The following is a 24,292-nucleotide window of genomic DNA, read 5'->3' on the forward strand; positions in this document are numbered from 1 at the left end:
GGCTTTATTTATCTTTATGCTGCTCGCTGGCTTCGATTTCTGAAGTAAGTTCTTCTATCTTCGTTTCCAACACTTTCATGAAAGTACTTTTATTGCCGGCCATATGTTTAGGGCGGATGGCTTCACCAAAAAAGGAAGCCATCTGGTCCTCCATTTGGTGAAGAAGCTTTTCCTCTTCCTTCTTCCGTTGATCGGCAGCCGTCTGCCATTTTTGGAGTTCTCCTTTTAACTGACGGACCTGCTCCCGCTCGACTTCGTACTGTTTTTGCATCTCTTCCAGTTCCTTTTTCCGCAGGGAGGCATCTTTTTGGAGAGAAGCTTTCTCCTGCTTTTCTTTTTGAAGCAGGCGCCGGCTTTCCAAGTAATTGTTCATTAAGAAGGCTTGGTCCTGCAGCATACGGCGGGTCCGTCTTCCTTCTTCCACAAACAACTTTTCTAATTCTTCCGCTTTCTTATGCCATTCCCTTTGTTTATCCTGCTCTCTTTGAATCTCGACTTTCAGTTCCGCATAACTTCTCTGCAGCATGGACGTATCCCGCTGAGACTGAAAAAAGCGCTGCTGATATTCCCCAAGCTCGGCCTCGAGCTGTTTCCTTCTAGCTTCTTCCTGTTTTTCAGATTCTTTCAGATCAACGACATGGGCCTGCCACTTCTTGATTTCTGCTTTATAGTGCTCTTCCTCCGTCCGGGCTTTTTCCAGCTGGAGTTCGTACGTCTGGTTTCTTTTAGCCAGTTCACCTTTCAGCACCGCTTCTTCTTCCGACCAGCGCCCGCTTTCCTGCTTCAATTGTTCATTTTCTTTTTTTAAACTTTCCAGCATGGAGTAGTGATAGTTTTCCTGATAATCCTGTACCTTTTTCTTATATTTATCCAGCTCTGAGCGGTAATAAATCACTTTCTGCTGCAGTTGTACAGCGTCTTTATTCATCACTTCCGCCTCCTCCATCCATACGTTTCACCCCATAGGCAAACGTTGTCCATCTATCCTTCTTTTTTATCCTATGAACCTTCAAGTCTGAATATCACCACCGCGCACAGGTGTGAGCTGACCTGTTTAGGCCAAAACGCCGTTTCGCTTTCATCATAGATGCTTATGATAGTAAAGAAGGGAGGGGAAAGGATGAGTCACAACGATCAACCTAAAAAATCGGACGCCGCGCCTTTACAGAGACCTCCTCGCCGAAAGCCGCGTAAAGGCGGCTGCTGCGGGAAACGCCGCTGAATAAAAAACGTCTAGGAGTCTGACACCTAGACGTTTTGCATGTTCTTTATGCAGCCGGATCAATAAGGGTATAATTTCCGTTAATCTCCGTCCCTGCAGGAACCTGAATATAGACAGCCTCCTCGCCCCAATCGATATGAGTTCCTCTTCCCCGGTCCCCGCGTTCCCCGGAAAACTGGGTGAAAGGAAATTCAGAGGTGAACATTTGGTAATGAATATCTACCGGTTTTTCCACGCTCACCGTCAAGGTTTGCTGATTCATGGCCAAAGTCGGTTTGAATTCTTCCTGGACTTTTAAACCATCCACGTAGATCGGCGAGCGGTAATAAGAGGCTTGAACCCTCCCGGTTAGATCAGAAGTTTTTTCTATGAAAATACTCGGCCCACCTTCGTTTTCCACATAGGCTTCAAGTGTCAATGAGTGATCCTGAAGCTCAAAAGACCACTCTTTGACAAGGGTATCCTTGTTCACCTCATCCACTTTTCCCTCGGCAATCAACATAGGGATGGATATTTCTGATCGATTTTTTGAATGTGTGCTTTCCTCATTCATTGAAGCTGTTGTTTCAAAAGAAAGGAAAGCAGAGACAATCATCGATACCAGCAGAAGGACGAAATACCCTCCAAGCATCCATAACCCTGTTTTCCCCTGACCCAGGCGCATTTTCATCGTTCCTATAGAAGAAAACGCAGTGACGGCGACGACCAGAGCAAGAATAAGTATAGGCAGCAGAACCATCATCTTTTCACTTCCAATCGGTTTGAGATGAGAAAGGCGGTAACATAAGCAGCTGTACTGATGGCCAGACTCTTCATGATAAACAGCCAGAAATTCTGTTCAGAAAAAAGGAATTGGAAAAAGAATCGATCCAGCGAATAGCCCGCCTTTTCCAGTGAAAACAAGAGACCAATCATCAGAACAGGAAGCAGAATGACGAACACCTTATTCCACTGGACGATCATACCAGCCGCATAACCAAAGCCTGCGAACATAAAAATAGTCAGAATGAGCGATACAAGGCCCATGAGATAGATCCCCGTGCCTCCTGCCCCGGTGCTGTTCAAGATTTCCTGCGAGGTGAACAGGAAGACCACCACTTTCAAGAGGTATCCAGAAAGTGACGCCGTGAACCCCGCAATCGAGCAGATGATCCACAAATAGATGATCGTAGACAACGTGCCGCTCGTGCGGTTGGTAACAAACGCAAAGTCATCTTCTCTGTAGGCTTTGGTCGTCAGAAGCAGCGCCGTTATAAATCCCCAGAAAATCGTAAAAATCATAATCATATCTGCATTGTAATAATCCACCTGAATATTGTAATTCATTCCTCCTGAACTGCTCATTCCCGTTCCATTCAACGAAAAAAGAACGGCCAGAAGCTGAATGACCACCAACGACGTAAACACGCTGATATAGGCGCGCCATTTATAGCTGATTTGTTTTTTGACCACTTCCGCTGTTGATATGTCCGCTGAATACATCATCCAAGCCTCCTTTCCCATTTGCTTCTCCTGTCATATAAATGAAGGCATCGCTCGCTGAAACGGCTGACAGCTGGACACCATTCCGCTTCAACTCTTCTTTTTCCACCGTTGTGAGATCATTCTCAAGGATGATGGTCTTTTCGTGAGGTCCCTGCTTTTCTTCATATAAGAAAACCTTAAGCTTCATCCACTCCGGCATGGATTCTTTCCGTCCGGATACCGCGACCGCATAGGACTTCATGTCTTCCATAGAGGTATGCAGCAGAAGATTTCCTTTATCCAGAAGGATGATCTCCTCCAGCATATCCTCCACCTCTTCCAAATGATGTGTGGATAGTAAGATCGTCCGCGGGTATGCCAGATAGTCTTTTAATAAGGCTCTGTAGAAATCCTTCCGAACCGCGGCATCCATCCCTGTAGTGGGTTCGTCAAAAATCGTAAGCGCTGAACGGGAAGCCAGGCCGATAATCATATTGAAGGTGCTCTCTTTTCCTTTGGACAGCTGGTTGTGACGACCTTTTGGGTGAAAACCGAAATAGTCAAACAAGTTCATCGCAAGTGTATGATCCCAATTATGATAAAAGCGGCGTCCCTCCTCTAAAATTTCCTTTAGCGTTAAGGACGTTGGAAAATTCATCTGATCATCAATGTAGATGCTGTTGGCTGATACCAAAAGATTGTTGAACGGCCGTTTCCCATAGACCTCAGCTTCTCCATCACTTTCTTTCAAAAGGCCTGCGAGAATCTTTAACAAGGTCGTTTTCCCTGCTCCGTTCCGACCGGCAAGACCTATGATTTTATTCTCCTCCACGGAGAAGGATACCCCATGGAGCGCTGTTCTTCTGCCGTACTTTTTCGTTACTTCTTCGCATTGAACGGCTTTCATTCTGATCCCCCCTTCCATGAGTTCCGGATAAGTTCAATAATCTCATTCTCTGACAGTTGAAGATAGCCGGCTTCTGTCACCACATCGTCAATCAACTGCTTTAATGTCTGGTTCTTCCGTTTCTCGATAATCATCTGCCTTGCCCCTTCGGCCACAAATTTACCGATTCCCCGCTTATCATAAAGAATCCCTTCCTCTGCCAATTTTGTAAGCCCTTTGGCCGCTGTTGCGGGATTGATATTGTATATGTCCGCCAGCTTATACTGCGAATAAACCTTCTCATCCACGTTCAAACCGCCATTCATGATTTCACTTTCGATCCATTCTGCGATTTGTATATAAATCGGTTTCATGCCATCTGTATCCAGGATCACTTTGATCACCTTCTCTCCGAATGGGTGCATTAGTGTTGTAATGTAGTATATTACACATCGGTTCTTTTTACAATAATATCCACACAAAAAAAGCTGATCTTATGAAAGATCAGCTTCCCGGCGCCGGATGATTTGAAAATCAGCTTCGTTTTTGCAGGTCCACACAGAGCTTCTGGTACGCTTTAGACTCCTCCATCATCTGTTTATCTTGGTAGACTTTAGCAAGCCATTGGAGGGGCTCAGGACGATCAGGCTGAAGCTCCATCTCCATTTGGAAACATTCCAGAGCCTGGTCCAGCTGGTGGAAACTATAGTACCCTTCCCCAAGTTCAAGGAGGTGATCGAGATCACCCGAAATCTCTTTCATCCGCACGATTTTCTCAAACGACGGGGATTGTTCAGACAAAGGTCGTATTCTTTCAATGATTTCTTCCATCTCCATCTTCTCAAACAAGGCTTCAATATATTTCTCTACCAGGTGTCCCGTCGATTCCGGTAGAACTGGAAGGATTTTCTCCAAAAGGATATGCACCGCATCAAGGGACTGCCGCATATCGATTTCATCAAGCATAGCCGCGGCCGATGCCATTTGGTCTGAGTGCGGCTGGATATCAAAGCGTTGAACGATGCCGGCCGATGGTTCTACTAAACGTTGATCAAGATAGCGGTCAAACAGGAAATCCGTGACTTGATCATAGGCAGGACGGCTGGATATGAGTGGTTCCAACAGAGACATTTGGTCCCGGGTCTCAAAGGTGTCCCTTACCAAATGAAGGAACGCTGCTGATTCTTCAGCAGATAAGGATGAGGGCAGGGAGTTGATTCTGTGGACAAGGTGTTCCACTTCCCTGTTTTCGTTAAGTAGGAGGCGCGACTTCTCTTCCATCGATGCATGGTCTTCGGCGTACAAACGATCGCGTTTGAATAAGGAAGCGTCCTGCGTTTCGTAAGCTTCTGATGCGGAAGCAAAAGCGAGGTCATGGCTGATTTCCTGTACGAACCGGCTCTCAGGCGCCAGACGCACCATTTCCCGTACGATTGTGTAGGATTCAAACATTTTACCTTCCCGTCTACACGTATAAAAGACAGCTTTCATATCAGCAAGCAGTTGTTTTTTAGGAATAAAAGATTCAAAGAGAGTGAGGATCCGGCTTTGTTCCTGCCTTGTAAAATGCCGGGCAGCTTTCTTTTTCAACTGGGGATAGTTGATTTTCTGAAGGGGTTTTTCTGCGTCTAACAATCTCGTAAGGAGGGGATGCGGCTGGTCATAAACCAAGCCTTCTTTCCATACACGGGAAGCGTAGGAGGTCCGCTTCATCTTTTTCGTCTTAACAGCCGTCAGGAAGGTCTGCTTGAAAAAGAACAGCAGCCAGCAGTTTTCATCATCATATCCTTCTATCAGCTGTGTCTGTTCATAAAAGGCAGCCCGCTCCGCTTTTATCCGTAAAGGCTGTTTCTGCTTCGGAATCGACAGGTCTATCATCGTCATACAATCAACCTCCTTTATTTCTACCTTCACTATACCATAACTTTTTCCAATCCCTCCAACTAAAAAATATAAGCCGATGTCGTGTACCAGGCCCATCCCGCCTCTTGCAGCACGGGTTCATAGAAGATTTACCTTGTAACACTGATGTTACATATGTAACAAATCTCCTCTCTTACAAAAGCTGTCAAGGCGCACTTTTATGAAATTTATAATCGAAATGGATAACTCTTCCTATGCTTCCTTCCGCCCTCTATTAAATTATGAGACTATTCTGTTCACGCCGCCGTTGGGTTCAGTCGTTCTTCCACAGGGGATGCTCCCATATGCTCTATCTCTCAGAATGGCAGTTTCCAGATTCAACCTCCTATATTACACGATCTTGATGGTACGATAGAGTTGTTCCAAACAACACAACTCATCAAGGAGGAATTTTAGATTATGAAAAAGCCACTTATTCTGACTGGCGCACTTGCGCTGTCTCTACTAGCATCACCAGCCACATCCCTTGCTTCTACAGGTGAGGTTCAGAAAGACTATCAGGTTCAAACAAAAACCATTCAAATAGATTCCAGTCAAGTGAACGACTGGGTAAAACAAAATGAAGAGGCATTGAACAATGGTCAGTATGATCAATTGGATGTACAGTCTCTGCTTAAACAATTCAATTGGAATGCCCAGCCTTCTGAGCAGGCACCCGTAGAAGAGCAGCCGGCTCAGCAAGAGGAGCCTGCGCAACCGGCAGAAGAAGAAGCTGCACCACAGCCGGCACCTGAAGAAACAACAGCATCAGAAGAAGAAGCTCAAGCGCAGGATTCCGCCCAGGAAGAGAATGTTTCTTCTGACGTATCCGCTTTTGAAAAAGAAGTGGTGGAACTTACGAACCAGGAACGTGAAAAACAGGGTCTTGAACCACTGGAACTGGATACAGAGCTCAGCGGAGTAGCGGAGGACAAGTCTCTCGATATGCAGAACAATGACTATTTCTCCCATAACAGCCCGACGTACGGTTCTCCATTTGATATGATGGATCAATATGGTATTGACTACCGCACAGCCGGTGAAAACATCGCTATGGGACAGACATCTCCAGAGCAGGTTGTTGAAGGCTGGATGAACAGCCAGGGGCACCGAGAAAACATTATGAACCCTGACTTCACCCACATCGGTGTAGGTCACGCCGAAGAAGGCAACTACTGGACACAAATGTTCATTGGTAAATAACAGACGATAGAAAAAAGCCACCGGATTTCCGGTGGCTTTTTAGCTTGTAGAGAAACCTTTTTTCTAGTGACTCCAAAAGAGTGGTCATCCATACTTGGTCATGGATAGGATTGTTCCCACGCAGGCGGCCGTAACGCAGCTTGTCCTGTTCTTTTGAAACAGCGGAGGAGCTGTACTCAACGTTCTCTTTTATCATAGGGTAAAGCTGTCTTCCCACAGGCATCGGCACGAGGAGCGTTCGGTGGTGACGCCTGCGGGAACCATCCACCCAAAAAGCGGAACGTGTCCCCCTCACCACGACATGCGGACAACTCTAACTGGATAACACAGATTTTTCTATCTCTATCGGGTAGGTCTTTCGTCCAAAATGACTTTTTTTCTTTTTTATGGGAAGAAAAAGTATTGCCTTTTGTCAGAATATTTCATAAAATCAATCATACTTTAACTATATCAAATACGAAGGAAGTGGTCGGTTTGAATAAACATACGGTGAGTCACCTCTATCATGTCTGCCCCTTATGTCAAGGAACAGGAGCCTATAAAGAATATGATGACAGCAAGGCTAATATGATTATGGACCATTACAGCCGCGTCAATCATGCCAGTGAGAAAGCGGCTTGGAAACTGGCCGTCGAGGAAACCAGTTATGAAACCAAGTGCAGCCGCTGCCACGGAAGCGGTCACGTATTAAATGATGAGGGAGAGGAAGTGTACAAGGCACTAAAGCAGTTCGCTTGAATCCTCCAAGGAAGACGGGCATGAAGCCCGTCTTTTTTTATACGTTCTCCTCCAGCAGGTGAACAGCTCGGTCTGTTGTTTCTTTCATGGTATCGGCGATTTTTCCATTATCATCCGTCAATGACTCTACTGTGGCACTCATCTGCTCCATTCCGGCGCTCGACTCCTCGATGACGGCTGCCAGATCTCCGCTCCAGCGATCAATTTCCGTACTGCTTTCTACAACCCGGCCCGCCGCTTCATTCGTTTGATCAAAGCTTTGATTGATGTCTATAAGCACGCGGCTCAGCTCCTGGAAGGTGCCGTGTATATCTGTAGAAGAAGATTGTATCGAAGACATCTTCTCTACACTTACCTCCATCTTGGACAAGGTTTCTGCATTATTCTGGCTGACTTCAAAAAGATTCTCAGTGATTTGATCAGCCGCCCGCTTGGTTACTTCGGCAAGCTTGCGGATTTCCTCAGCGACAACAGAAAAGCCTCTGCCGGCTTCCCCTGCTCTCGCAGCCTCAATGGACGCATTCAAAGCGAGAAGATTCGTCTGCTCTGAAATTTTCTTAATATCTTTAGAGAAGCTGTCGGTTTCCTTCACTTTTTCACTAAGTGTATAGAAGGTTTCTTTCAAATCATGGATAAACGCGTGAACCTCCTCCACACCCTTGGTAAACCTATGTACCTTTGTTTTTCCCTCTCCGGTCAATTCCCCTGCCCGGCCGGTCTCTTCCTTCAGTGTATCCATAAGACCGCTCAACTCTTCCATTTCGGTACGCGAAGAACTGGACTGGTCGGAAATGGCAGTAATCTGTCCGCTCTGATGATGGCTGCCAGCCGCTACTTCCTGAATGGCATGCCTCATTTCTGCCTGCGATACCCGATTCCGCTGTACATGCTCGTTCACCTTGGACAAATCATCAATGATCACACTTACATGCTCTTCCAATGTGCGGCGTTTTTCCTGTTCCACCTTGGAGCGTTGTTCGGCTTCCAGAAGGAGCTTTCTGATAAATGTATCCTGCCGGTTGCCAAGGTAGATCAAGACTCCGAGAAGCAGGCCCATGAGAATGTAGACCAACAGGATTGTCGGTGCCTCCTCAAGAATGGCGTCCTTATTGACCGTACTTAAAAAAGTGCCTGTCAGAATCGTGACCAATCCGAGTCCATACCCAAGCGCAAAGACAGCCGCCTTGTAATGAACGACGGAAAAGATGGCCAGGAAATAACTCACTAATATAATGGTCCATCCCCCGCCCGTCACCCATATCCCGGCCATTGTAAATACTTGGACGAGAACAACACTGATGTAAGGGAACCAGCTGTCTTTTCTCATAACAAATGTAAGGACCGTATACAAAAGCGTATATAAAAGCATTTCTGTGCCGAACATCGCCACAGCCGCCATATCTTGTTCTACGAAAGACTTCAAAAAAGCAGCAGCAAGAGAGATCCCGAAACCAGCAAATAAAAGGCCGTTTTTCTTCTTCATGTCCTTCTGCTTCATTGCTTCTACGTTATTCATACTCTTCTCTCCTTATGGCCGGATGTCGGACTTGAACACAGTGAACCCATCATCCGCCATGACGGTTGTTCCATTGATGGAACGGGACACATCGGAAGCTAAAAAGGCCACCACACCAGCGACTTCCTCCGGCTCAATCAGCTTTCTCGTCAACTGCTGATGCTCCATATATTCCAGAAGGCCGGCTTTCCTGTAACCGTCTACAATTTTCGTATTCACACCACCCGGTCCGATTGCGACAACACGTATGCCGTGTGGAGCAAGCTCTAAAGCTCCATGCTTTGTAAGCGTGACGACCGCTCCTTTTGCTGCCTGGTAGCCGGTAATACCAAGCGTTCCTGTAAATCCGAAAACAGAAGCATTGTTGATAATCACCCCCTGCACATCAAGCTCTTTCATTTTCTTGGCTGCAGCCAGCATTCCATAATAGACCCCGTGCTGATTCACATCGACAACCGCGTGATAGTCTTCCGGGGTATGCTCAAGGAAGGGCTTATTGACGCCGATCCCTGCATTGTTGAACATAATATCGATCGTACCAAAGGCATCGACAGCGGTTTCCACCAACGCTTCCACCTCATTATAGGCAGTCACGTCCGTTTTACAGAAAACAGCTTCTCCGCCTTGCTTTCTTAATGCTTCAACGACCTGCTCTCCTTGGTGCTCATTGATATCCGCCAGCACCACCCGTGCTCCCTGGCGGATCATCTCCTCTGCAGCAGCTTTCCCGATTCCATCGGAACCACCGGTAATAACAGCCACTCTACCTTCTAAATTCATATGCTCATCTCCTAAAAAGTTCTATCTTCTACTATATCGGCAGGATGGAAGATTATTGAAGGATGACTGTCTCTAATGAAAAAAAGACGCAGGGGTATGCTAGCTTATAGCTGGCTGAGCATTTACTTTGAATTTGAGACAAAAAGAACGTACCCTGAAAGAGCTTACGATAAGGAAAGGTGGCAGAAGACATGCTTTTTGATTCATTCCATTTAGACAGCAGAACACTCCAAAACCGTTATGTTGTGGCACCAATGACCAGGATCAGCGCAGAGGCTGATGGCCGTGCCAACGATACAATGAAAGAATATTACCGCCGTTTTGCTAAAGGCGGCTTTGCAGCCATTATCAGCGAAGGCATCTACACAGATCAGAGCTTCAGCCAGGGCTACAACAATCAACCAGGCCTTGCGACAGATATTCAGGCGGATGCATGGAAACCCGTGATAGAAGCGGTTCACGATGAAGGCTCCATCATGATTGCCCAGCTGATGCACGCGGGAGGCCAAAGTCAGGGGAATGCTTATACAGATGAAACCATCGCTCCATCTGCCATCGCCCCTAAAGGCGAACAGCTTGGCTTCTACGGGGGATCAGGTCCGTTCCAGACGCCTAGAGCGATGGATGAACCAGACCTGACGGAGACGAAAATGAGTTTTGTCGACAGTGCCAAGCGCGCAAAAGCTGCTGGTTTTGACGGCGTGGAAATCCACGGTGCCAACGGCTATCTGCTGGATCAGTTCCTGACCGATTACTTAAACCACAGAGAAGACGCTTATGGGGGTTCTGTAGAAAACCGGCTGCGTTACGTCCTTGAAGTGGTAGATGAAGTCCTTGCAGCCGTAGGAGAAGACTTTATCGTCGGTATCCGGATTTCGCAAGGGAAAGTATCCGATCAAGCCCATAAATGGGCCGGTGGTGAAAAAGAAGCGGAAGAAATCTTCGGAGTTCTCGGTAAAACCGGTCTCGACTATATCCACGTCACAGACGGTGATGCTGCTGCCGCTTCCTTCGGTGAGGGAACAAGAACACTGGCAGAAGCAGCAAAAGCGTTCAGCAAAATTACAGTGATCGCCAATGGTCAGCTCCAGGACCCGGAAAAAGCCGAAGCCCTTCTGACTTCCGGGCAAGCCCATCTCGTTTCCATTGGGACCGGTGCTCTTGCAAATCCGGATCTTCCGAACAAAGTGAAAGACAGCAAAGAGTTGAATGCCTTTGATTTCGAGAAAATCCTCCTGCCTCAGGCAGAAGTGAAAGAAGTAGAATTGAAACATGAGATATACACGAAAGAATAACAAGAAAGGCAGCGGATTTCCCGCTGCCTTCAGCTTGTAGAGAAACCTCTGTTTCTTTACAAGCTTTTTTCTTTCTTACCGCCAGAAGCTTAAGTCCCTTCCCTTTCCGCGGACGAGCGCCCGAGCTTTTAGCAGGAGTGGAAGGAGCACCGCTCCTTGGAACTTCTTTAACATCGAAAAAGACTCTCCTTGACCCAGCTCACCCTTGCTGGATGGAGGACAATCTTTTTCATATCCCGGCAGAAAGCCGTCATCAGCGCCTGTTCCTTCCCATTTTCTTTTCCACGCAAGCGGGAATAGCGCAGCCCATGCCGTTCTTTTGCATGTGCGAACCTGCGTAGGGCACAATTTCTCTCCTATATTCTAACGTCCGCACGAGGAGCGTTCGGTGGTGATGCCTGCGGGAACAGCACGGGCCGAAGATCCACTTGGTCAAATGGTTTTCTTGACCAAGTTAGCTGAGGCCGTGCCCGCAGCAAGCATCCACCGGTAAGCGGAATGTGATCCTTCCCACGACAAATGGACAACTCTAACTGGTTAACACAGGCTTTTTCTACAGCCAAAAGGCAGCCGATTTCCCGCTGCCTTTTTACTTCCCTTTATTCAGCTGCTCATCAAGGAGTTCAATCTCTTCTCGCGTTTCACGGCTTAACCAAAGCTCCTCTTCCCCTTTTTGAACATGGAGAAACGGTCCTTCGCTTTGGTCATGGATGAAAAGACGTGCAGGTCCATAAGGTTCCTCCAGGCGGAACTGCCCCTTCAATTGTCCGGCTGCCGCAAAACCATTGGACTTTAAGATAACTTCTGGAAGTTCTTCTTCAATCGCAACCTCATCAATATCCTCAAGCTCCCATTCCAACCCGTACATCCCGGAAATCTCCAGGTGTGTATCCGTCACTGTGACTTCGTTTTCCATCACGCTGAAATACGTTAAAACACCGATGCCTGAAATGACCAGAATGCCCAGGATCGATGTGATCCAAAGACTCTTTTTTCTTTTTTCAGGGACTTCATACATCTGCACGCGGACCGCGCCTCCCAGCACAACGAGGAGGAAGACAGCCAGACTGATCTCCAAACCATATGGAACCGGAAGCAATCCCATTATAAAGACACCTGCAAACAGAAGGAATATAAGGAGTAGCAGCCGTTCGACCGCTTTCACATACCCATTTTCCATCAGGATACGCTTTTCCTCCTCCGGACGACTGGAAAACCCAGATATAAGACCGTACTCTTTCCGCTTCACTACAAGGAAAGTCAGGCCTCCCGTAATGATGAGCGCAGCCCCCACGGCTATGCTGAAAACTATTGTCCCTGTATCCATCGGTAAACCTCCTTCTTATCTCTTTTCTTTTATACGAAGCCGCTGCTCCGAACGTTCCCATCCATTTTTTGAAACCCTTCCCTTTTCTTGTCCGTAACCATAAGAGAAAGCAGGTGACGAATGATGAAAAAGCTGATGGGATGGATACTTGCTCTGGTTGTTTTTTTCATTCCGCTTCAAGCATCCGCAGTAGAGTTAACCATCGAGGATACGAAGATTAACGCAGACCTTAAGAAAAACGGGGATGTTCATGTAACCGAAGTCCATACCTACACCTTTGAAGGGGATTTCAACGGCATTACCCGGACACTGCTGCCTAAGGAGGGCACATCGATTACGAATGTCCAGGCAGAGGAAAAAGGACAGGAACTTCGTATCGAGCAGGAGGACCATACCTACAAAGTGTTCAGAGACGGTGAAGATGAAACCATCACGATTGATTTATCCTACACCATTCAGAATGGTGTCGAGGTCTTTACGGATGCAGCTCAGTTCTACTATGCATTTTTTGATAAGAGCAATGAAAGTGATTATGAGCAGATGTCCATTACCGTTACACCCCCGGAAAAAGCAGAAGTAAGCACAGCCTATGGAGAAGATTCCGCTTATCAAACCGAGACCATTCAAGAAGACGGGCGTGTCCTATTTGATATGGGCTATGTAAACAGTGGAACGAATGGAAATATCCGTGTCGCATACCCGGCAGACGTGTTTCCGGAAGCCGAGGCTTCTGACACTGCTATACTGAGCAGCATCCAGAACCAAAAACAAGAGTTGGATGAAACGATGGCGGCTCGTCAGGAAGCCGTCAGCAATTGGAAAACGGCTGCCCCTTTCCTCCTGACTCTAACGGCTGCGGCTGCCATTCTTCTATTAGGAACAGGATTTGTCAATCGTTCTGCCGTAAGCCAGGAAGCTCAGCGGCAGAGAGTCGGAAACGGCTTTTTTCCGACAGAGGAAATGAGCCTGCCCGCGTTGATTTATTTCACCAATCATGGGCAGATCACCCATTCAGCCGTTACAGCATCCCTGCTGCATATGATTGACAAAGGCAGCATCAGACAGCATTCCGAAAAAGAATTTGAACTCGTCAGCCGGAAAACAGACAAAGACCACGAGAAGCAGCTGATCACCTGGCTGTTTGATGATATAGCAGAAGGAAATCTGCTTCACATCGACGATCTGGAAGCTTATGCAGAAGAGGAGAAGAACCAGGAACGTTACCGGCTGGCCTTTCAGAAATGGAAGGAAATCGTACGCTGGGAATACCAAAGTCTCAAACTTCGGAAAGAAAACACTTGGCAGCGGTGGACAGCGTTAGGGATGTCGTGTGTCAGTTTGGCTCTCATCTTTATCTTTGGCTACTACACACTGATGCCATCTATGTCAGCAATGATTGGTTTTTCACTCTTTTTCATCATTTTCACGGTCGTGTACAGACCTTTAACCGCAAGAGGGCATCGTGTCCGCGAACAAGCAGAACCCTACAAGACTGGGCACCTGCAGAAAAATGGAGAAGACGAAGCCGGGATCCCTGCTCTGCTCTACCAGATCGGCTTTGGAAAACAGAAGTGGCAGGCAGAGCATCCTTCTTCCTCTTCAACCAATCAGGCTGCTCTATTTCTTATACTGGCAGCAATTTTGGACGCCGGTTTTGACAGAGCAGACACCCACACCGCTGTGTCCGCTGCCTCCTCATCAGGAACAAGCGGAGGGGGAGCTGGTGTCGGAGGCGGCGGTGGAGGATCCGGGGGTTTTTAAATCCCCCCCTCCTCCCTGTCTTCCTGAAGAAATTCTCTGGATATATCGATGAAATCCTTTAATGGCGGAGAAAGCCATTTATCTTTATGCCACGCCAGCTGCGTAAATAAAGGAGGCTGGGGGCTTTTCCACCCCAAATCAACGATCCTCCCTTCAGAAAGTTCACGTTCAACGACCATTTGAGGAAGCGCAGCAATTCCAAGGCCGGCGATGACACACTGCTTAATCGCTTCGATACTCCCGAATTCCAGCTTATTAAGAGGGGAAATTTCCGAAGCGGCACATACTTGTTCCAAAAGGCTTCGATACGAGCAGCCTTCTTCTGTAAGAAGCAGAGGCTGCCGTTCAATATCACTCAGTTGAAAGGCTTCATTGTCCTTCAACCAGGCATCCGCACCTGCGACAAGCTTAATATCCTCCTGCAGCAAAGGCTCTATCGTCAAAGACTCTTCCGGCCTGGACGTATCCATGATAAAGGCCGCATCCAGTCGTCCATCCATCAGATCCCTGCGGGCGTGAGCATCGGAATGGGCAGGCTTAAAGATTAACTCCACGTGAGGATGACGGCTTTTGAAAGCCTTCAATACAGGCGGGAGCCGGTACGTACACTGACTTTCCTGGGCACCGATCGTAAGCCTCTCCCTCATCCCGTCTTCTCCGTTAAGTGCCAAACGAGCATCCGAGCTGAGTTTCACCATCTTCTCAGCATACCCTTTAAACTGGTGGCCGGCCTCTGTCAGCACCAGCTTCTTTCCGAGACGTTCAAATAATGGGCGTCCAAGTTGAGCTTCCAGCGATTTAATCTGAGCGGTGACACTGGATTGGGCAAAATTGAGCATAGAAGCGGTTTTCGTGAAATTCAAGGTTTCTGCTGCCGTTAAAAATGTGACAAGCTGCTTTTCATCCATTATTAATTCTCCCATCGTTTTTTTCGATGATAACCATTCAAATCATCCGTTTTTATGATTAATGGTTTTAGTATAAGCTAAACGAAGAAGAGAAACAAAAGGAGGTAAAAGAATGAAAATTGCTGTACTGAATGGCGGAAGCCGGCAAGGCGGAAACACAAACATACTTACGGAAAGGTTGGTAAAAGGGCTGGAAGTAACCACTTTTCATCTCGAAGCCTATACCATTAAACCCATTATGGACGGCCGGCATGACGAAGGCGGGTTTCAGCCGGTGGACGATGACTACGAATCCCTGATGGAACAAGTGATGAGTCATGATCTTCTTATTTTTGCTACACCTGTTTACTGGTATTCCATGTCTGCGGCAATGAAACTGTTTATCGACCGGTGGTCCCAGACAATGCGGGAGCCTGAATACGGAGATTTCCGTGAACGGATGTCCAAAAAGCAGGCTGTCGTCCTTGCAGTGGGTGGAGATTCTCCTTATATGAAAGCTCTCCCGCTTCTACAGCAGTTCCAGCATATTTTCCAGTTTGTACACCTGCCTTTTTCAGGTTACGTGCTTGGACAGGCGAACAAACCCGGGGAAATATGGAAGGATCAGCAAGCCTTATTCGCAGCAGATGAGATGAACAAAAAACTCCATACCTTGATAAAGGCATAATAAAAACCTGGAGCACCAATGCTCCAGGTTTTAGATTGTAAAGAAGCCCCTGTTTCTGTCCACTATCCCAGAAGCTGTCAGAAGCGGTTGTTCACGACCATGACCTTCCCAAGAAAACGACACGATAACTGTTCTATGGAGTCTGGAAAACTGTGCTCAACGTTCTCTTTGATAGATGGAAGAACTATTTCCGCTCTATCTATATGAACGCTGGCACGAGGAGTGTTCGGTGGTGACGCCAGCGGGAACAGCACGGGCCGAAGATCCACTTGGACAGGTGATCTTCCTGCCCAAGTCAGCTGAGGGCGTGCCCGCGGCAAGCATCCACCGATAAGCGGATCGTGCCCCTCAACACGACCTACGGACAACCCCGACTGGGTAACACGGAGTTTTTCTAAAGCCTGAATCCTGGAGCACCAATGCTCCAGGACTTTTCATTTTTATAGGAAGACGAAATACATGATAAACAATCCGCCCAGTGTATACATAATCGGGTGAACCTGCTTCCATTCTCTGCGGGCAATCATCGCAAATGGATAAAGAATGAACCCAAGAGCGATTCCTGTGGCAACACTATACGTGAGCGGCATCATAATAATCGTAACAAACGCGGGTATTGTCACTTCCAGCCGGCTCCAGTCGATTTCTTTGACTTCTACGGCCATCAACGCCCCGACAATAATCAACGCCGGCGCTGTAACTTCAGGAGTAACGACACCGAGAAGCGGTGAAAAGAACAAAGCGATGAAGAAGCAGGCGGAAATGATGACACTGGTAAAACCTGTTCTTCCCCCGACAGCTACACCCGCGGATGACTCTACGAAAGATGCTGTCGTCGATGTTCCAAAGATGGCTCCAAGAACACCGGAAGATGAATCGGCGAGTAAAGCACGACCGGCATTCGGAATTTTATTATCCTTCATCATTCCGGCCTGGCTGGCTACCGCAATCAACGCCCCGGCTGTATCAAAGAAGGCTACGAATAGGAATGTGAAAATTACAGCGATGACTTCCGGCTGAAAAATATCCCCAAGGTGCTGGAAGACGACACCGAATGTCGGAGCCATGCTCGGCACCTCTCCGACAATAGAACCCGGCACATCCACAAGACCGAAAATCATACCGATGATACTTGTTACCACGATACCGTAGAAAATCCCACCGCGGATCCCACGGACAAGCATCATTAGCGTAAGGATAAAACCGAAACCTGCAAGAGCCGTCGTCGGTGATGTCAGGTTACCAATGGTAACGAACGTTTCCTCATTGGAGACGACCAGTCCGGCATTTTTCAACCCTACAAAGGCAATGAAAAAACCGATTCCCCCCGCAATAGCATGCTTCAAATCTTTAGGAATGACATTGATAATCTTCTCCCGGATCTTAAACAAACTTAAAATCATAAAGATAATGCCGGCTATAAATACCCCGGTCAAGGCCACCTGCCATTCAATTCCCATACCAATGACGACAGAAAAGGTGAAAAATGAATTCAATCCCATACTTGGCGCGATACCTACTGGGAAGTTCGCCATGAGACCAATCAGCAGGGAACCAAAGATAGCAGATAAAGCCGTTGCTGTGAACAATGCTCCCTGATCCATCCCCGCCTGACTGAGGATGATTGGATTCACAACCAGAATATAAGCCATAGACAAAAACGTGGTCACACCGGCCATCGTTTCTTTTTTTATCGTTGTCCCTCTTTCCTCAAACTGAAAGAAGTTTTTCATGATGTTCCCTCCTAAAACAAAAAAACACCGGCAGCTGCCGATGCGTATACTAAGGGAAAGGTCCATCTATTTTCCCTTGTAGACGAGCTATTTCCGGTAGCTGGTAGAGACGCTCAGGCCGTATTCCTGAACTTATACAAGGTGTTTCGTCAATTAAATTATAGAGAGAATCATAACAACGGAAAAGTAACGGGTCAATCCTTTTGTATGATGTTCTATTATTCTCATTTTTCTTATAAATCCAGAGTTTCTAAGGTTATGAGCAGATGTAAACCTCTCGTTTCCCATTTGCAACCGTTCGTTGACAATCTTCCACTCTAACAGTATAGAAAATTCTTCCATTGTTTTCTATACTGGATGTAACAAAGATGAAGGGGGCTTTCCATGAACTTTGGAGAAAAGCTGTTTCAATTAAGAAAGGAAAAGGGATTGTCGCAGGAAGCACTCGCTGAGCAGCTGCAGACCTCCCGTCAGGCCGTTAGTAAATGGGAGAATGGTCAGGGATATCCAGAAACAGAGAAGCTGCTGACCATTGGCAGCATTTTCAATGTGTCGATGGACTACCTATTAAAAAAAGAGTCAGAACGAGAACCTGAGGAGGAACAGGGGTATTACGTCAGTCGTGAAATGGCCGAAGCTCATTTCACCTACGTAAACTCCATGGGACGTTCTCTGGCCGTAAGCCTCAGTCTGTTCCTGCTTGGTTTAGTACCCTACTTCCTTTTTAAAGGATCACCCGAATTTCTTGCAGTCATGATTGCAGGCCTCGCTGCTGCAGGGGTGATCTTCTTTATTAAAGCCATGACGACCAAAGGTGCAGAAAACTATGAAATCATAAGCAGCAGGGAATTGATCTTTGACCCCGGGTTCAAAACCGAAATCACGGACCGTTTTGAATCCGTCCGAACTCGACTCGTCTCTTTTCTCATGCTCGGGGTAGTCCTTGCCGGAACTGGATTTATCACCCTGCTTCTTGAAGAAAATGGAGTGACCAACGGGGCTCTGTCTGCGTACTACCCTGTGATTACCATAATATCAGCAGCCGGAGTGTATATCCTTGCCCGTGTCATTGCTGCGTTCACAGCATACGACCTGTTGATCAATCATGAAAAACATAGTCAGAAAAGAAAGGAAAAATCTGAAAAGAAACTGCGTAGGAAATGGAAAGAATGGATCTAACACACAAAAAAGCTGCCCCTGACGGACAGCTTTTTTTCTTATAAGTTTACGGTAACTTCGCCTTCTTCACGAAGCTTGTCTACAAGCTTTTGTGTTTCTTCGGACTGCTTCTGGGTTTGAAGGTTCTGTTTGATTGTATCTTTCACATCTTCATAAGCAGGAATTTCCTGTTCTGTTTCCGCACTTTCCTGCTGCTCGACAGCTTTGTCGTACTCTGCTTTTACTTCATCATCCGTCGGAGCTTCTACACTGACTTCTTCTTCAAGAAGCTGATCGACTTTCAGCTGGGAACGGACCTCGGAAAGGACTTCGTCTTCTTTCATTCCCTGGTTGGCAAGCTCTTCAAGGAATTTATCCTTGGATTCCATCTGGTTCTGCTCGGCAAGGTCTGTCAGCATTTGATCGACTTCTTCATCGGATACCTCGTAATCACGGCTCTCTGCTTCCTGAACAAGCAGTTCCTGGCCGACAAGGTTGTTGGCGACATCTTTCTTCAACTGATCCTGATCAAGCTCTGTACCTGTCATTTGAGACTGCATAGCCATCTGTTGGAATTGGCCTTGATACGTCGTTTCGAAATCCTCTTTCGTAATCTTTTCTCCATTGACTTCTGCGACTACATCCGGAATGTTTTCAAGATCCGGCTCAGGAGCTTCGGGCTGCTCGCCTTCCGTCTGCTCTTCCTGTGTCGTCTCAGTCTCTTCTTTATTATCATCAGAGGCTCCTTCATCTTCCCCGCACGCAGCAAGTAAAGCAACAAAGGCAGCCAGCATTAATCCCAATAACCATTTTTTATTCAATGTCATTTCTCCTTTTTCATCTGGTTGTGTAAGCCATTGTAACACGCAACCGGCTTCTGTAAATAGAACGCAGCTGCTCGACTATCCAGATTTCAGTTTGTTTGCACATCTGAAAACCGGGGTTGCAGCTTTTACAGGCAGAAGCGTGTGGATGGATAAACAAATGTGGAAAGTTTGTAAAAAAACGATGACAATATGTCACAGAACCCCTCATTCAGCAAGGGGAAGCCATTCGTTCTTCCATAGTTTAACAGGGATTCACATCTCTTAAAAGTACTCTCTCATAAATAGGTCCTTTTTCACGTTTGATTTTTTCGAATAGTTGAAATTATCGACGTCCTCTTATAGTATAATGTCTATAAATGGTTTTCTAGTTTTTTGATTTCCGTAGAGGAGTGAGCACATGTTAAAGGAATCTGACTTCCCGACTCAAGAACTGAAAGAGCAGTGGATCAAAGTACGAAATAAAAAACTGGAGGAAATGGCTCAATACATCCAGCGGTACTTCCACCTTACGAAGGTGAGGGAAAATCCAAGCAGTTATGAGGTTCAAGGCTACTTTTATCAGCCTGGATTCGGAGAAGTGAGAATGGCGTTTGAGTTCAGTTACGAGAACGTCGCCAAATTCACGGATCTATTCGACGAACCGATTGAAAAATAGCAGACAGTAAAAAAAGGACCTTCAAAGAAAGGTCCTTTTTTAATGCTTCCCTTTCACGGTGCGGCCCGCATAAACCGTCGGGGCCGTTTCTGACGGTACTAGGAGGACCGGCCACCAAAACGGAGCCCCACGCCACCCCTGTTCTTTTTTTCCTTCCTGTCTCAGCATAATCAGCGCTGGGAAGTTACGGGCGAGACGGCGTGCTTCCGCAAGTTCTCCCTCCCCACGCCCGGGAGTATCCGGGGAATTCTCATAACTGCCATCCTTCTTCAGGCGCTGGATGTTCCTGTTTTTCCTCGCAAGGACCCAGACAAGCGCCTCTTTCCCTGATTCTGCGGTCAAATAGTCCAGAACCCCTTCATATTCATCCATGGAAAAGTCATGCCCCTCTTCCATTTCCAACGTCTCATGAACAAGACTGAGCAGACGTTTCGCTTCTCCGACAGGAACGAGATACGCTCCGTCCCGTTCTTTTAAGGCGGCCCTTTTCAATTGAGCCACCCGATCATCCAGCTCCCGAATCTGCTTTTGTATATGGGTCTTATAACCAGTCTGGAACCCGACAGGCAGCATCCGTTTGTGCGGCTTCATGGTGAGCACATTGGAAAGGAGGATTTTGTTCGGACTGCAGGGGATGATTTCTTCGGTACCATCCCTTTGGATAAAGACCACTCCCTGATCATGCCCTCCTCTTTCAAACGCCTGTCTGAGCGCTGAGTCAAACTCATGAATCCTCTTCATCACGGTATATATCCGTGCCGTCGTATAAAAACGGGTAACTGCTAGATCAGCTGCAGGACGGGCCCCGTACATCCGGGAATGCTGCAGTACCGTGTCCTGCTGGAACGACTTCGGGTTTCTTCCATAGAAAAATCCGATCAGATTATGGATGGTCACCCCACGGTCCAGAATCTGTCCTCCGATAAATATATTCATAGGAGCACGCAGCTTCAACTCTCCTTTATAATCCAGCAGATCCTGTACATCTTTTTCAGAATTGACGACACTGCTTACCACGTATTCTTCATTCAAAGAACGACGGACTTCCTCATAAACCTGACTGAAATCCGGTGTCGGCGATTTCTTCAATTTACTCACGGACCGGACCAAATCGTCATAAGCTGCACGGATCAACGTTTGAAATGTGACAGTTTCCTTGTCCGCTCCTTCCGTAAGCAGTTTTTCAAAGCCTTCGATCAGCTCAGCCTGCCAGGCGTGGGCACTCTTCCCACGCTCTGTATGAATGATAAAGGAATACTTCTCTTCGCGTTTTCCCTTCAACCGCTGCTGACAGCGCCGGATGGACGCACCAACGATAAAGTTCACAACGGCCATTCGAATGTTGGATATATTCTTCTGCTCCAGAAGCTGATCCATTTTCACCCGGCGGCCGTCCATCTTCTTCATTACTTCCAGTTCTTTTTCGTTCACTTCATGAAAAAGATAGGAAGCCAGATGATCTTCCTTTTCACTCATTTCAAAGTAGACATCCCCGCCGATATACCGGTTATGAACGGGTACCAGTTCCGTAAAGGACGGACGGATCGGTTCAAACACCTTGCCCTTATGGATCGTCATGTCCTCCGGTTGGAGATACAGCGAATATGGAGTGGCGGTTACCTGTAGAAACGCCGTGTCTTTGATTTTCTTACGGAGCTCATTGATCTTTGTCGCAATCACGCGCATCTGCTTCAGGTTTTGATCCCGCTTATATTCATAAGCGACACTGGCAAAATCCGCTTCATCATCAATGAAGAGAACTCGCTTCTCCTTTAATTGTGGATACTTTTCTTCAAGAGCACCCCGCAGGCGTTCCAAGTTATGTGTCTCTTTCTTCACAATCAGAGCGAGCTTTTGATTCCACTCATATTTTCTGAGATTGTCAGGCATGGACATAATGTCATAGACTCTCATCGCATCCTGGTCTACAGCATCTGAAAATTCTTCGTGAAGGCGGGCATACGTCTGGCGAACGAGAGCGTTCGTTCCTTTCGTTAAAAGGATGACAACATCAAACCCGTTATCATACATCAATCCCATAATCCCTATAAAGGTCCGGGTTTTTCCGGACTGCACTTTTCCAAGAAGCATCCCCGGACGCTGTTCGGAAGTCGCTGATGACGTAAGCTTGGCGGCGGTACGGACCATCGTCTCGCGTACCTGCTGCTTATATTCATTTTTTTTATTCAAATATTTAAAAAAGGCCCCATCTGTTTTGAGGTCCTGCAGGCTTTCAGTCATTATGAAATCTCCTTTTCGCAAAAACAACATTATTATACAGGAGACTTCCACATAAAAAAAGCGGGGATGCCTTAAACACCGGCTTCCCCATTTTCTTCGGGATCCTTCAGTTCATCCTTCGACACATCACGTCCGAAAATTGTACTGACTTTTTCTCCTGCCTGCTCTTTCACATCCTCATCGATATGGGAGAGGACCTGGTAGACCGCATACAAAATGACGGCACTGTCATCTGTAAAACCAACCGCTGGAAGAACATCAGGGATGGCATCCACCGGAAGAATCAAGTAACCAAGCGCACCGGCAATGGTCAACTTTGCCTTCTTCGGTGTATTCGGACTTTGAAAGGCATAGTATAACAACAGGCTGTAATAGACGAGCTGAGTCCCCAGACGGCTGCTGTAACCTTTTAATTTCTTCATCGTTTCGCTTTCTGAAAAATACCCGCGGCTTCGTGCAATCATCTGCTTCGGACGTAAATTCCTCCAAGAACGTGACTCCGACATGCGTTCTCCTCCTTTTTATTTAACATTCACCAATTTATCCTCTCTCAATCATTTCCCAGGAAATAGATCAATCTCCGACAGGAAATACGAGATTTGTAAAACCTTCACTAGTTTTGTCGAACCTCTATCTAACGCTTACAGTTTTCCCTCTACTTTGATACGTTTAACTTACGAATGTCAAAGTTTCCTAAATTTAGATTTTCAATGACAAAGGAGAGGGATCGAATGGAATTGGATCAACTGGAAATGAACACATCAATCGAAGAGGATGAAAAGACGAAGCCTTATTATACTGCACTGGTTGGATGGAGTGTCCAAGCCATTGAAGCGGCCGCACGGATGAACCGCCCGTTCATCGTCGTAGGTCCCGCGGAATTTCAACCGTATGCCGAGAAGCACGATATTCCTTTTGTAGGCTGGGACTTCAATAAACTGAATGAAGGATCGGATCAATTGTATAAGCAGCTCCGGGATATGGGAGCCGAGGTGGCTGTTCCATTATATGAAGAGTGTGTCGAATGGGCCGGGGCGCTGAACGCCAGATTCAGAGAGGATCCGAAAGTCTTCAACCGTTCCCTTCTGCTCCGTGATAAAGGGATGATGAAGCGGAAAGCACAGATTTCCGGTATTAAAGTCGGCGTGTTTGAGGAGGCAAGAGATAAAGAAGATGTGGAACGTTTCTTGAAAAGAGTGAATGAAGCGTTATTGAAGCTTGAAGGCGACCACTATGACCCGATTCACGTGAAACCTCTGGACAAAGCGGGATCTGTCGGTCACTTGGCGGTGTATACAAAAGAAGACATCAACCAGATTCAGGATACAGATTTTCCTCTTTTGATGGAAAGTCATCTGGATGGACAGGAATTCTCCTGTGAAGCGTTCATTCATAAAGGAAAAGTCCAGTTCCTGAATATTACGGAATATGTGCGCCTCGGGTATTCCAATTTCGTTCCTGCCTCTCCTTCTTTGGAAGAAAAACGTCCATTGATCGAAAAGGCTGTGCAGCAGCTTGTGGATGCCTTTGAAATCGAGTACGGCGTGATCCACCCCGAATATTTCATTACCCAGGATGGCACGCTCCACTTCGGTGAAGTGGCGGCGCGTGTACCGGGCGGCCATATTTTCGAACTGATTGAGCGGGCGTACGGTTTCAGTGCGTATGAAGCACAGATCTTATGCAGTGACCCAAGCACGACGGAGGAAGAACTTAAAGAATTCTTCCCTGATCCGTATGATTATCAAAACTATGCGGGGTGCCTGATGGTTCATCCGGGCATCGAATATGTCGAGGATTTAAAGATTCCGGAAGAGCTTGAGGATCATCCCTATTTTGAAAAGCATGATATGTTCACACCGCCACAAGGGAAAGTTGCGGAACGTGTCGGGTTTGGGAACCATTATGGAACCATCTTTTTCTTCGGACGTGACAGTGAAGAAATGCGTGACCTTCTGGAAACGTACGAAACGTATAATTTCTACATTTAAGTTCTCTCAAAAAGAGAA

22 protein-coding genes and 1 riboswitch are annotated in these 24,292 nt (G+C 46.9%); of the genes, 8 read left to right on the top strand and 14 right to left on the bottom strand.

Annotation, left to right across the window (positions count from 1 at the left end; translation table 11 throughout):
* Positions 1–4: 4 nt before the first annotated feature.
* The 6 genes from ACXADP_RS17215 to ACXADP_RS17240 form a co-directional block, all read right to left on the bottom strand.
* On the bottom strand, positions 5–928 hold the full coding sequence (locus tag ACXADP_RS17215) for a hypothetical protein (RefSeq protein WP_474971996.1): 924 nt from the start codon (positions 926–928) through the stop codon (positions 5–7).
* Positions 929–1,268: 340 nt separating this feature from the next.
* On the bottom strand, positions 1,269–1,964 hold the full coding sequence (locus tag ACXADP_RS17220; RefSeq protein WP_474971997.1) for a hypothetical protein: 696 nt from the start codon (positions 1,962–1,964) through the stop codon (positions 1,269–1,271).
* On the bottom strand, positions 1,961–2,707 hold the full coding sequence (locus ACXADP_RS17225; RefSeq protein WP_474971998.1) for a hypothetical protein: 747 nt from the start codon (positions 2,705–2,707) through the stop codon (positions 1,961–1,963). Before ACXADP_RS17225 ends, ACXADP_RS17220 begins: the two co-directional genes overlap by 4 nt.
* Positions 2,649–3,593, bottom strand: coding sequence for an ATP-binding cassette domain-containing protein (locus ACXADP_RS17230; RefSeq protein WP_474971999.1), 945 nt, complete (start codon positions 3,591–3,593; stop codon positions 2,649–2,651). Before ACXADP_RS17230 ends, ACXADP_RS17225 begins: the two co-directional genes overlap by 59 nt.
* On the bottom strand, positions 3,590–3,976 hold the full coding sequence (locus ACXADP_RS17235) for a GntR family transcriptional regulator (RefSeq protein ID WP_474972000.1): 387 nt from the start codon (positions 3,974–3,976) through the stop codon (positions 3,590–3,592). The genes ACXADP_RS17230 and ACXADP_RS17235 overlap by 4 nt, the downstream gene beginning before the upstream one ends.
* Positions 3,977–4,106: 130 nt before the next feature.
* Positions 4,107–5,456, bottom strand: coding sequence for a hypothetical protein (locus ACXADP_RS17240; RefSeq protein WP_474967489.1), 1,350 nt, complete (start codon positions 5,454–5,456; stop codon positions 4,107–4,109).
* Positions 5,457–5,894: 438 nt separating this feature from the next.
* Between ACXADP_RS17240 and ACXADP_RS17245 the strand changes: the two genes are divergently transcribed.
* Together ACXADP_RS17245 and ACXADP_RS17250 are read left to right on the top strand one after the other, a co-directional pair.
* Complete coding sequence (locus ACXADP_RS17245; protein WP_474967488.1) at positions 5,895–6,677, top strand: CAP domain-containing protein; 783 nt, start codon at positions 5,895–5,897, stop codon at positions 6,675–6,677.
* Between the two features lie 465 nt (positions 6,678–7,142).
* A complete protein-coding gene (locus ACXADP_RS17250; RefSeq protein WP_474972327.1) occupies positions 7,143–7,415 on the top strand; it encodes a hypothetical protein in 273 nt (90 codons plus the stop codon).
* Between the two features lie 37 nt (positions 7,416–7,452).
* Here ACXADP_RS17250 and ACXADP_RS17255 read toward each other — a convergent pair whose 3' ends face one another.
* Entirely contained in the window at positions 7,453–8,931 is a 1,479-nt protein-coding gene (locus ACXADP_RS17255) for a methyl-accepting chemotaxis protein (RefSeq protein WP_474972001.1), read from the bottom strand.
* A 12-nt stretch (positions 8,932–8,943) separates the two neighbouring features.
* On the bottom strand, positions 8,944–9,711 hold the full coding sequence (locus ACXADP_RS17260; protein ID WP_474967485.1) for an SDR family NAD(P)-dependent oxidoreductase: 768 nt from the start codon (positions 9,709–9,711) through the stop codon (positions 8,944–8,946).
* 191 nt (positions 9,712–9,902) lie between these two features.
* Between ACXADP_RS17260 and ACXADP_RS17265 the strand changes: the two genes are divergently transcribed.
* Entirely contained in the window at positions 9,903–11,006 is a 1,104-nt protein-coding gene (locus tag ACXADP_RS17265) for an oxidoreductase (RefSeq protein ID WP_474972002.1), read from the top strand.
* Positions 11,007–11,595: 589 nt separating this feature from the next.
* On the opposite strand, the gene ACXADP_RS17270 is transcribed toward ACXADP_RS17265, so the two are convergent.
* Positions 11,596–12,333 (bottom strand): DUF3784 domain-containing protein, encoded by a 738-nt coding sequence (locus ACXADP_RS17270; protein WP_474972003.1) that lies wholly within the window; start codon positions 12,331–12,333, stop codon positions 11,596–11,598.
* Positions 12,334–12,456: 123 nt separating this feature from the next.
* On the opposite strand from ACXADP_RS17270, the gene ACXADP_RS17275 reads away from it, so the two are divergent.
* Positions 12,457–14,094 (top strand): DUF2207 domain-containing protein, encoded by a 1,638-nt coding sequence (locus ACXADP_RS17275; RefSeq protein ID WP_474972004.1) that lies wholly within the window; start codon positions 12,457–12,459, stop codon positions 14,092–14,094.
* On the opposite strand, the gene ACXADP_RS17280 is transcribed toward ACXADP_RS17275, so the two are convergent.
* A complete protein-coding gene (locus ACXADP_RS17280; protein WP_474972005.1) occupies positions 14,091–15,002 on the bottom strand; it encodes a LysR family transcriptional regulator in 912 nt (303 codons plus the stop codon). The genes ACXADP_RS17275 and ACXADP_RS17280 overlap by 4 nt on opposite strands.
* 112 nt (positions 15,003–15,114) lie before the next feature.
* Here ACXADP_RS17280 and ACXADP_RS17285 point away from each other — a divergent pair, with 112 nt between their 5' ends.
* Complete coding sequence (locus ACXADP_RS17285; protein ID WP_474967480.1) at positions 15,115–15,669, top strand: flavodoxin family protein; 555 nt, start codon at positions 15,115–15,117, stop codon at positions 15,667–15,669.
* Between the two features lie 440 nt (positions 15,670–16,109).
* Here the strand turns inward: ACXADP_RS17285 and ACXADP_RS17290 are convergent, their stop codons facing one another.
* The gene (locus ACXADP_RS17290) at positions 16,110–17,402 is read right to left on the bottom strand and encodes an NCS2 family permease (protein WP_474967479.1); all 1,293 of its coding nucleotides are present in this window, start codon (positions 17,400–17,402) and stop codon (positions 16,110–16,112) included.
* Between the two features lie 59 nt (positions 17,403–17,461).
* A riboswitch (purine riboswitch) is annotated at positions 17,462–17,562 on the bottom strand.
* Positions 17,563–17,786: 224 nt separating this feature from the next.
* On the opposite strand from ACXADP_RS17290, the gene ACXADP_RS17295 reads away from it, so the two are divergent.
* On the top strand, positions 17,787–18,581 hold the full coding sequence (locus tag ACXADP_RS17295; protein ID WP_474972006.1) for a helix-turn-helix domain-containing protein: 795 nt from the start codon (positions 17,787–17,789) through the stop codon (positions 18,579–18,581).
* 38 nt (positions 18,582–18,619) lie between these two features.
* On the opposite strand, the gene ACXADP_RS17300 is transcribed toward ACXADP_RS17295, so the two are convergent.
* Entirely contained in the window at positions 18,620–19,387 is a 768-nt protein-coding gene (locus ACXADP_RS17300; protein ID WP_474972328.1) for a SurA N-terminal domain-containing protein, read from the bottom strand.
* A gap of 397 nt (positions 19,388–19,784) precedes the next feature.
* Between ACXADP_RS17300 and ACXADP_RS17305 the strand changes: the two genes are divergently transcribed.
* On the top strand, positions 19,785–20,042 hold the full coding sequence (locus tag ACXADP_RS17305; RefSeq protein WP_027955811.1) for a hypothetical protein: 258 nt from the start codon (positions 19,785–19,787) through the stop codon (positions 20,040–20,042).
* A 39-nt stretch (positions 20,043–20,081) separates the two neighbouring features.
* Here ACXADP_RS17305 and ACXADP_RS17310 read toward each other — a convergent pair whose 3' ends face one another.
* Positions 20,082–22,283 (bottom strand): Z1 domain-containing protein, encoded by a 2,202-nt coding sequence (locus tag ACXADP_RS17310; RefSeq protein ID WP_474972007.1) that lies wholly within the window; start codon positions 22,281–22,283, stop codon positions 20,082–20,084.
* 71 nt (positions 22,284–22,354) lie between these two features.
* The gene (locus ACXADP_RS17315) at positions 22,355–22,789 is read right to left on the bottom strand and encodes a YkvA family protein (RefSeq protein ID WP_474967476.1); all 435 of its coding nucleotides are present in this window, start codon (positions 22,787–22,789) and stop codon (positions 22,355–22,357) included.
* Positions 22,790–23,014: 225 nt separating this feature from the next.
* On the opposite strand from ACXADP_RS17315, the gene ACXADP_RS17320 reads away from it, so the two are divergent.
* Positions 23,015–24,274, top strand: coding sequence for an ATP-grasp domain-containing protein (locus tag ACXADP_RS17320; protein ID WP_474967475.1), 1,260 nt, complete (start codon positions 23,015–23,017; stop codon positions 24,272–24,274).
* The last annotated feature ends 18 nt before the right edge of the window (positions 24,275–24,292 follow it).

This window comes from Halobacillus sp. AWH4_228 (assembly GCF_056158365.1).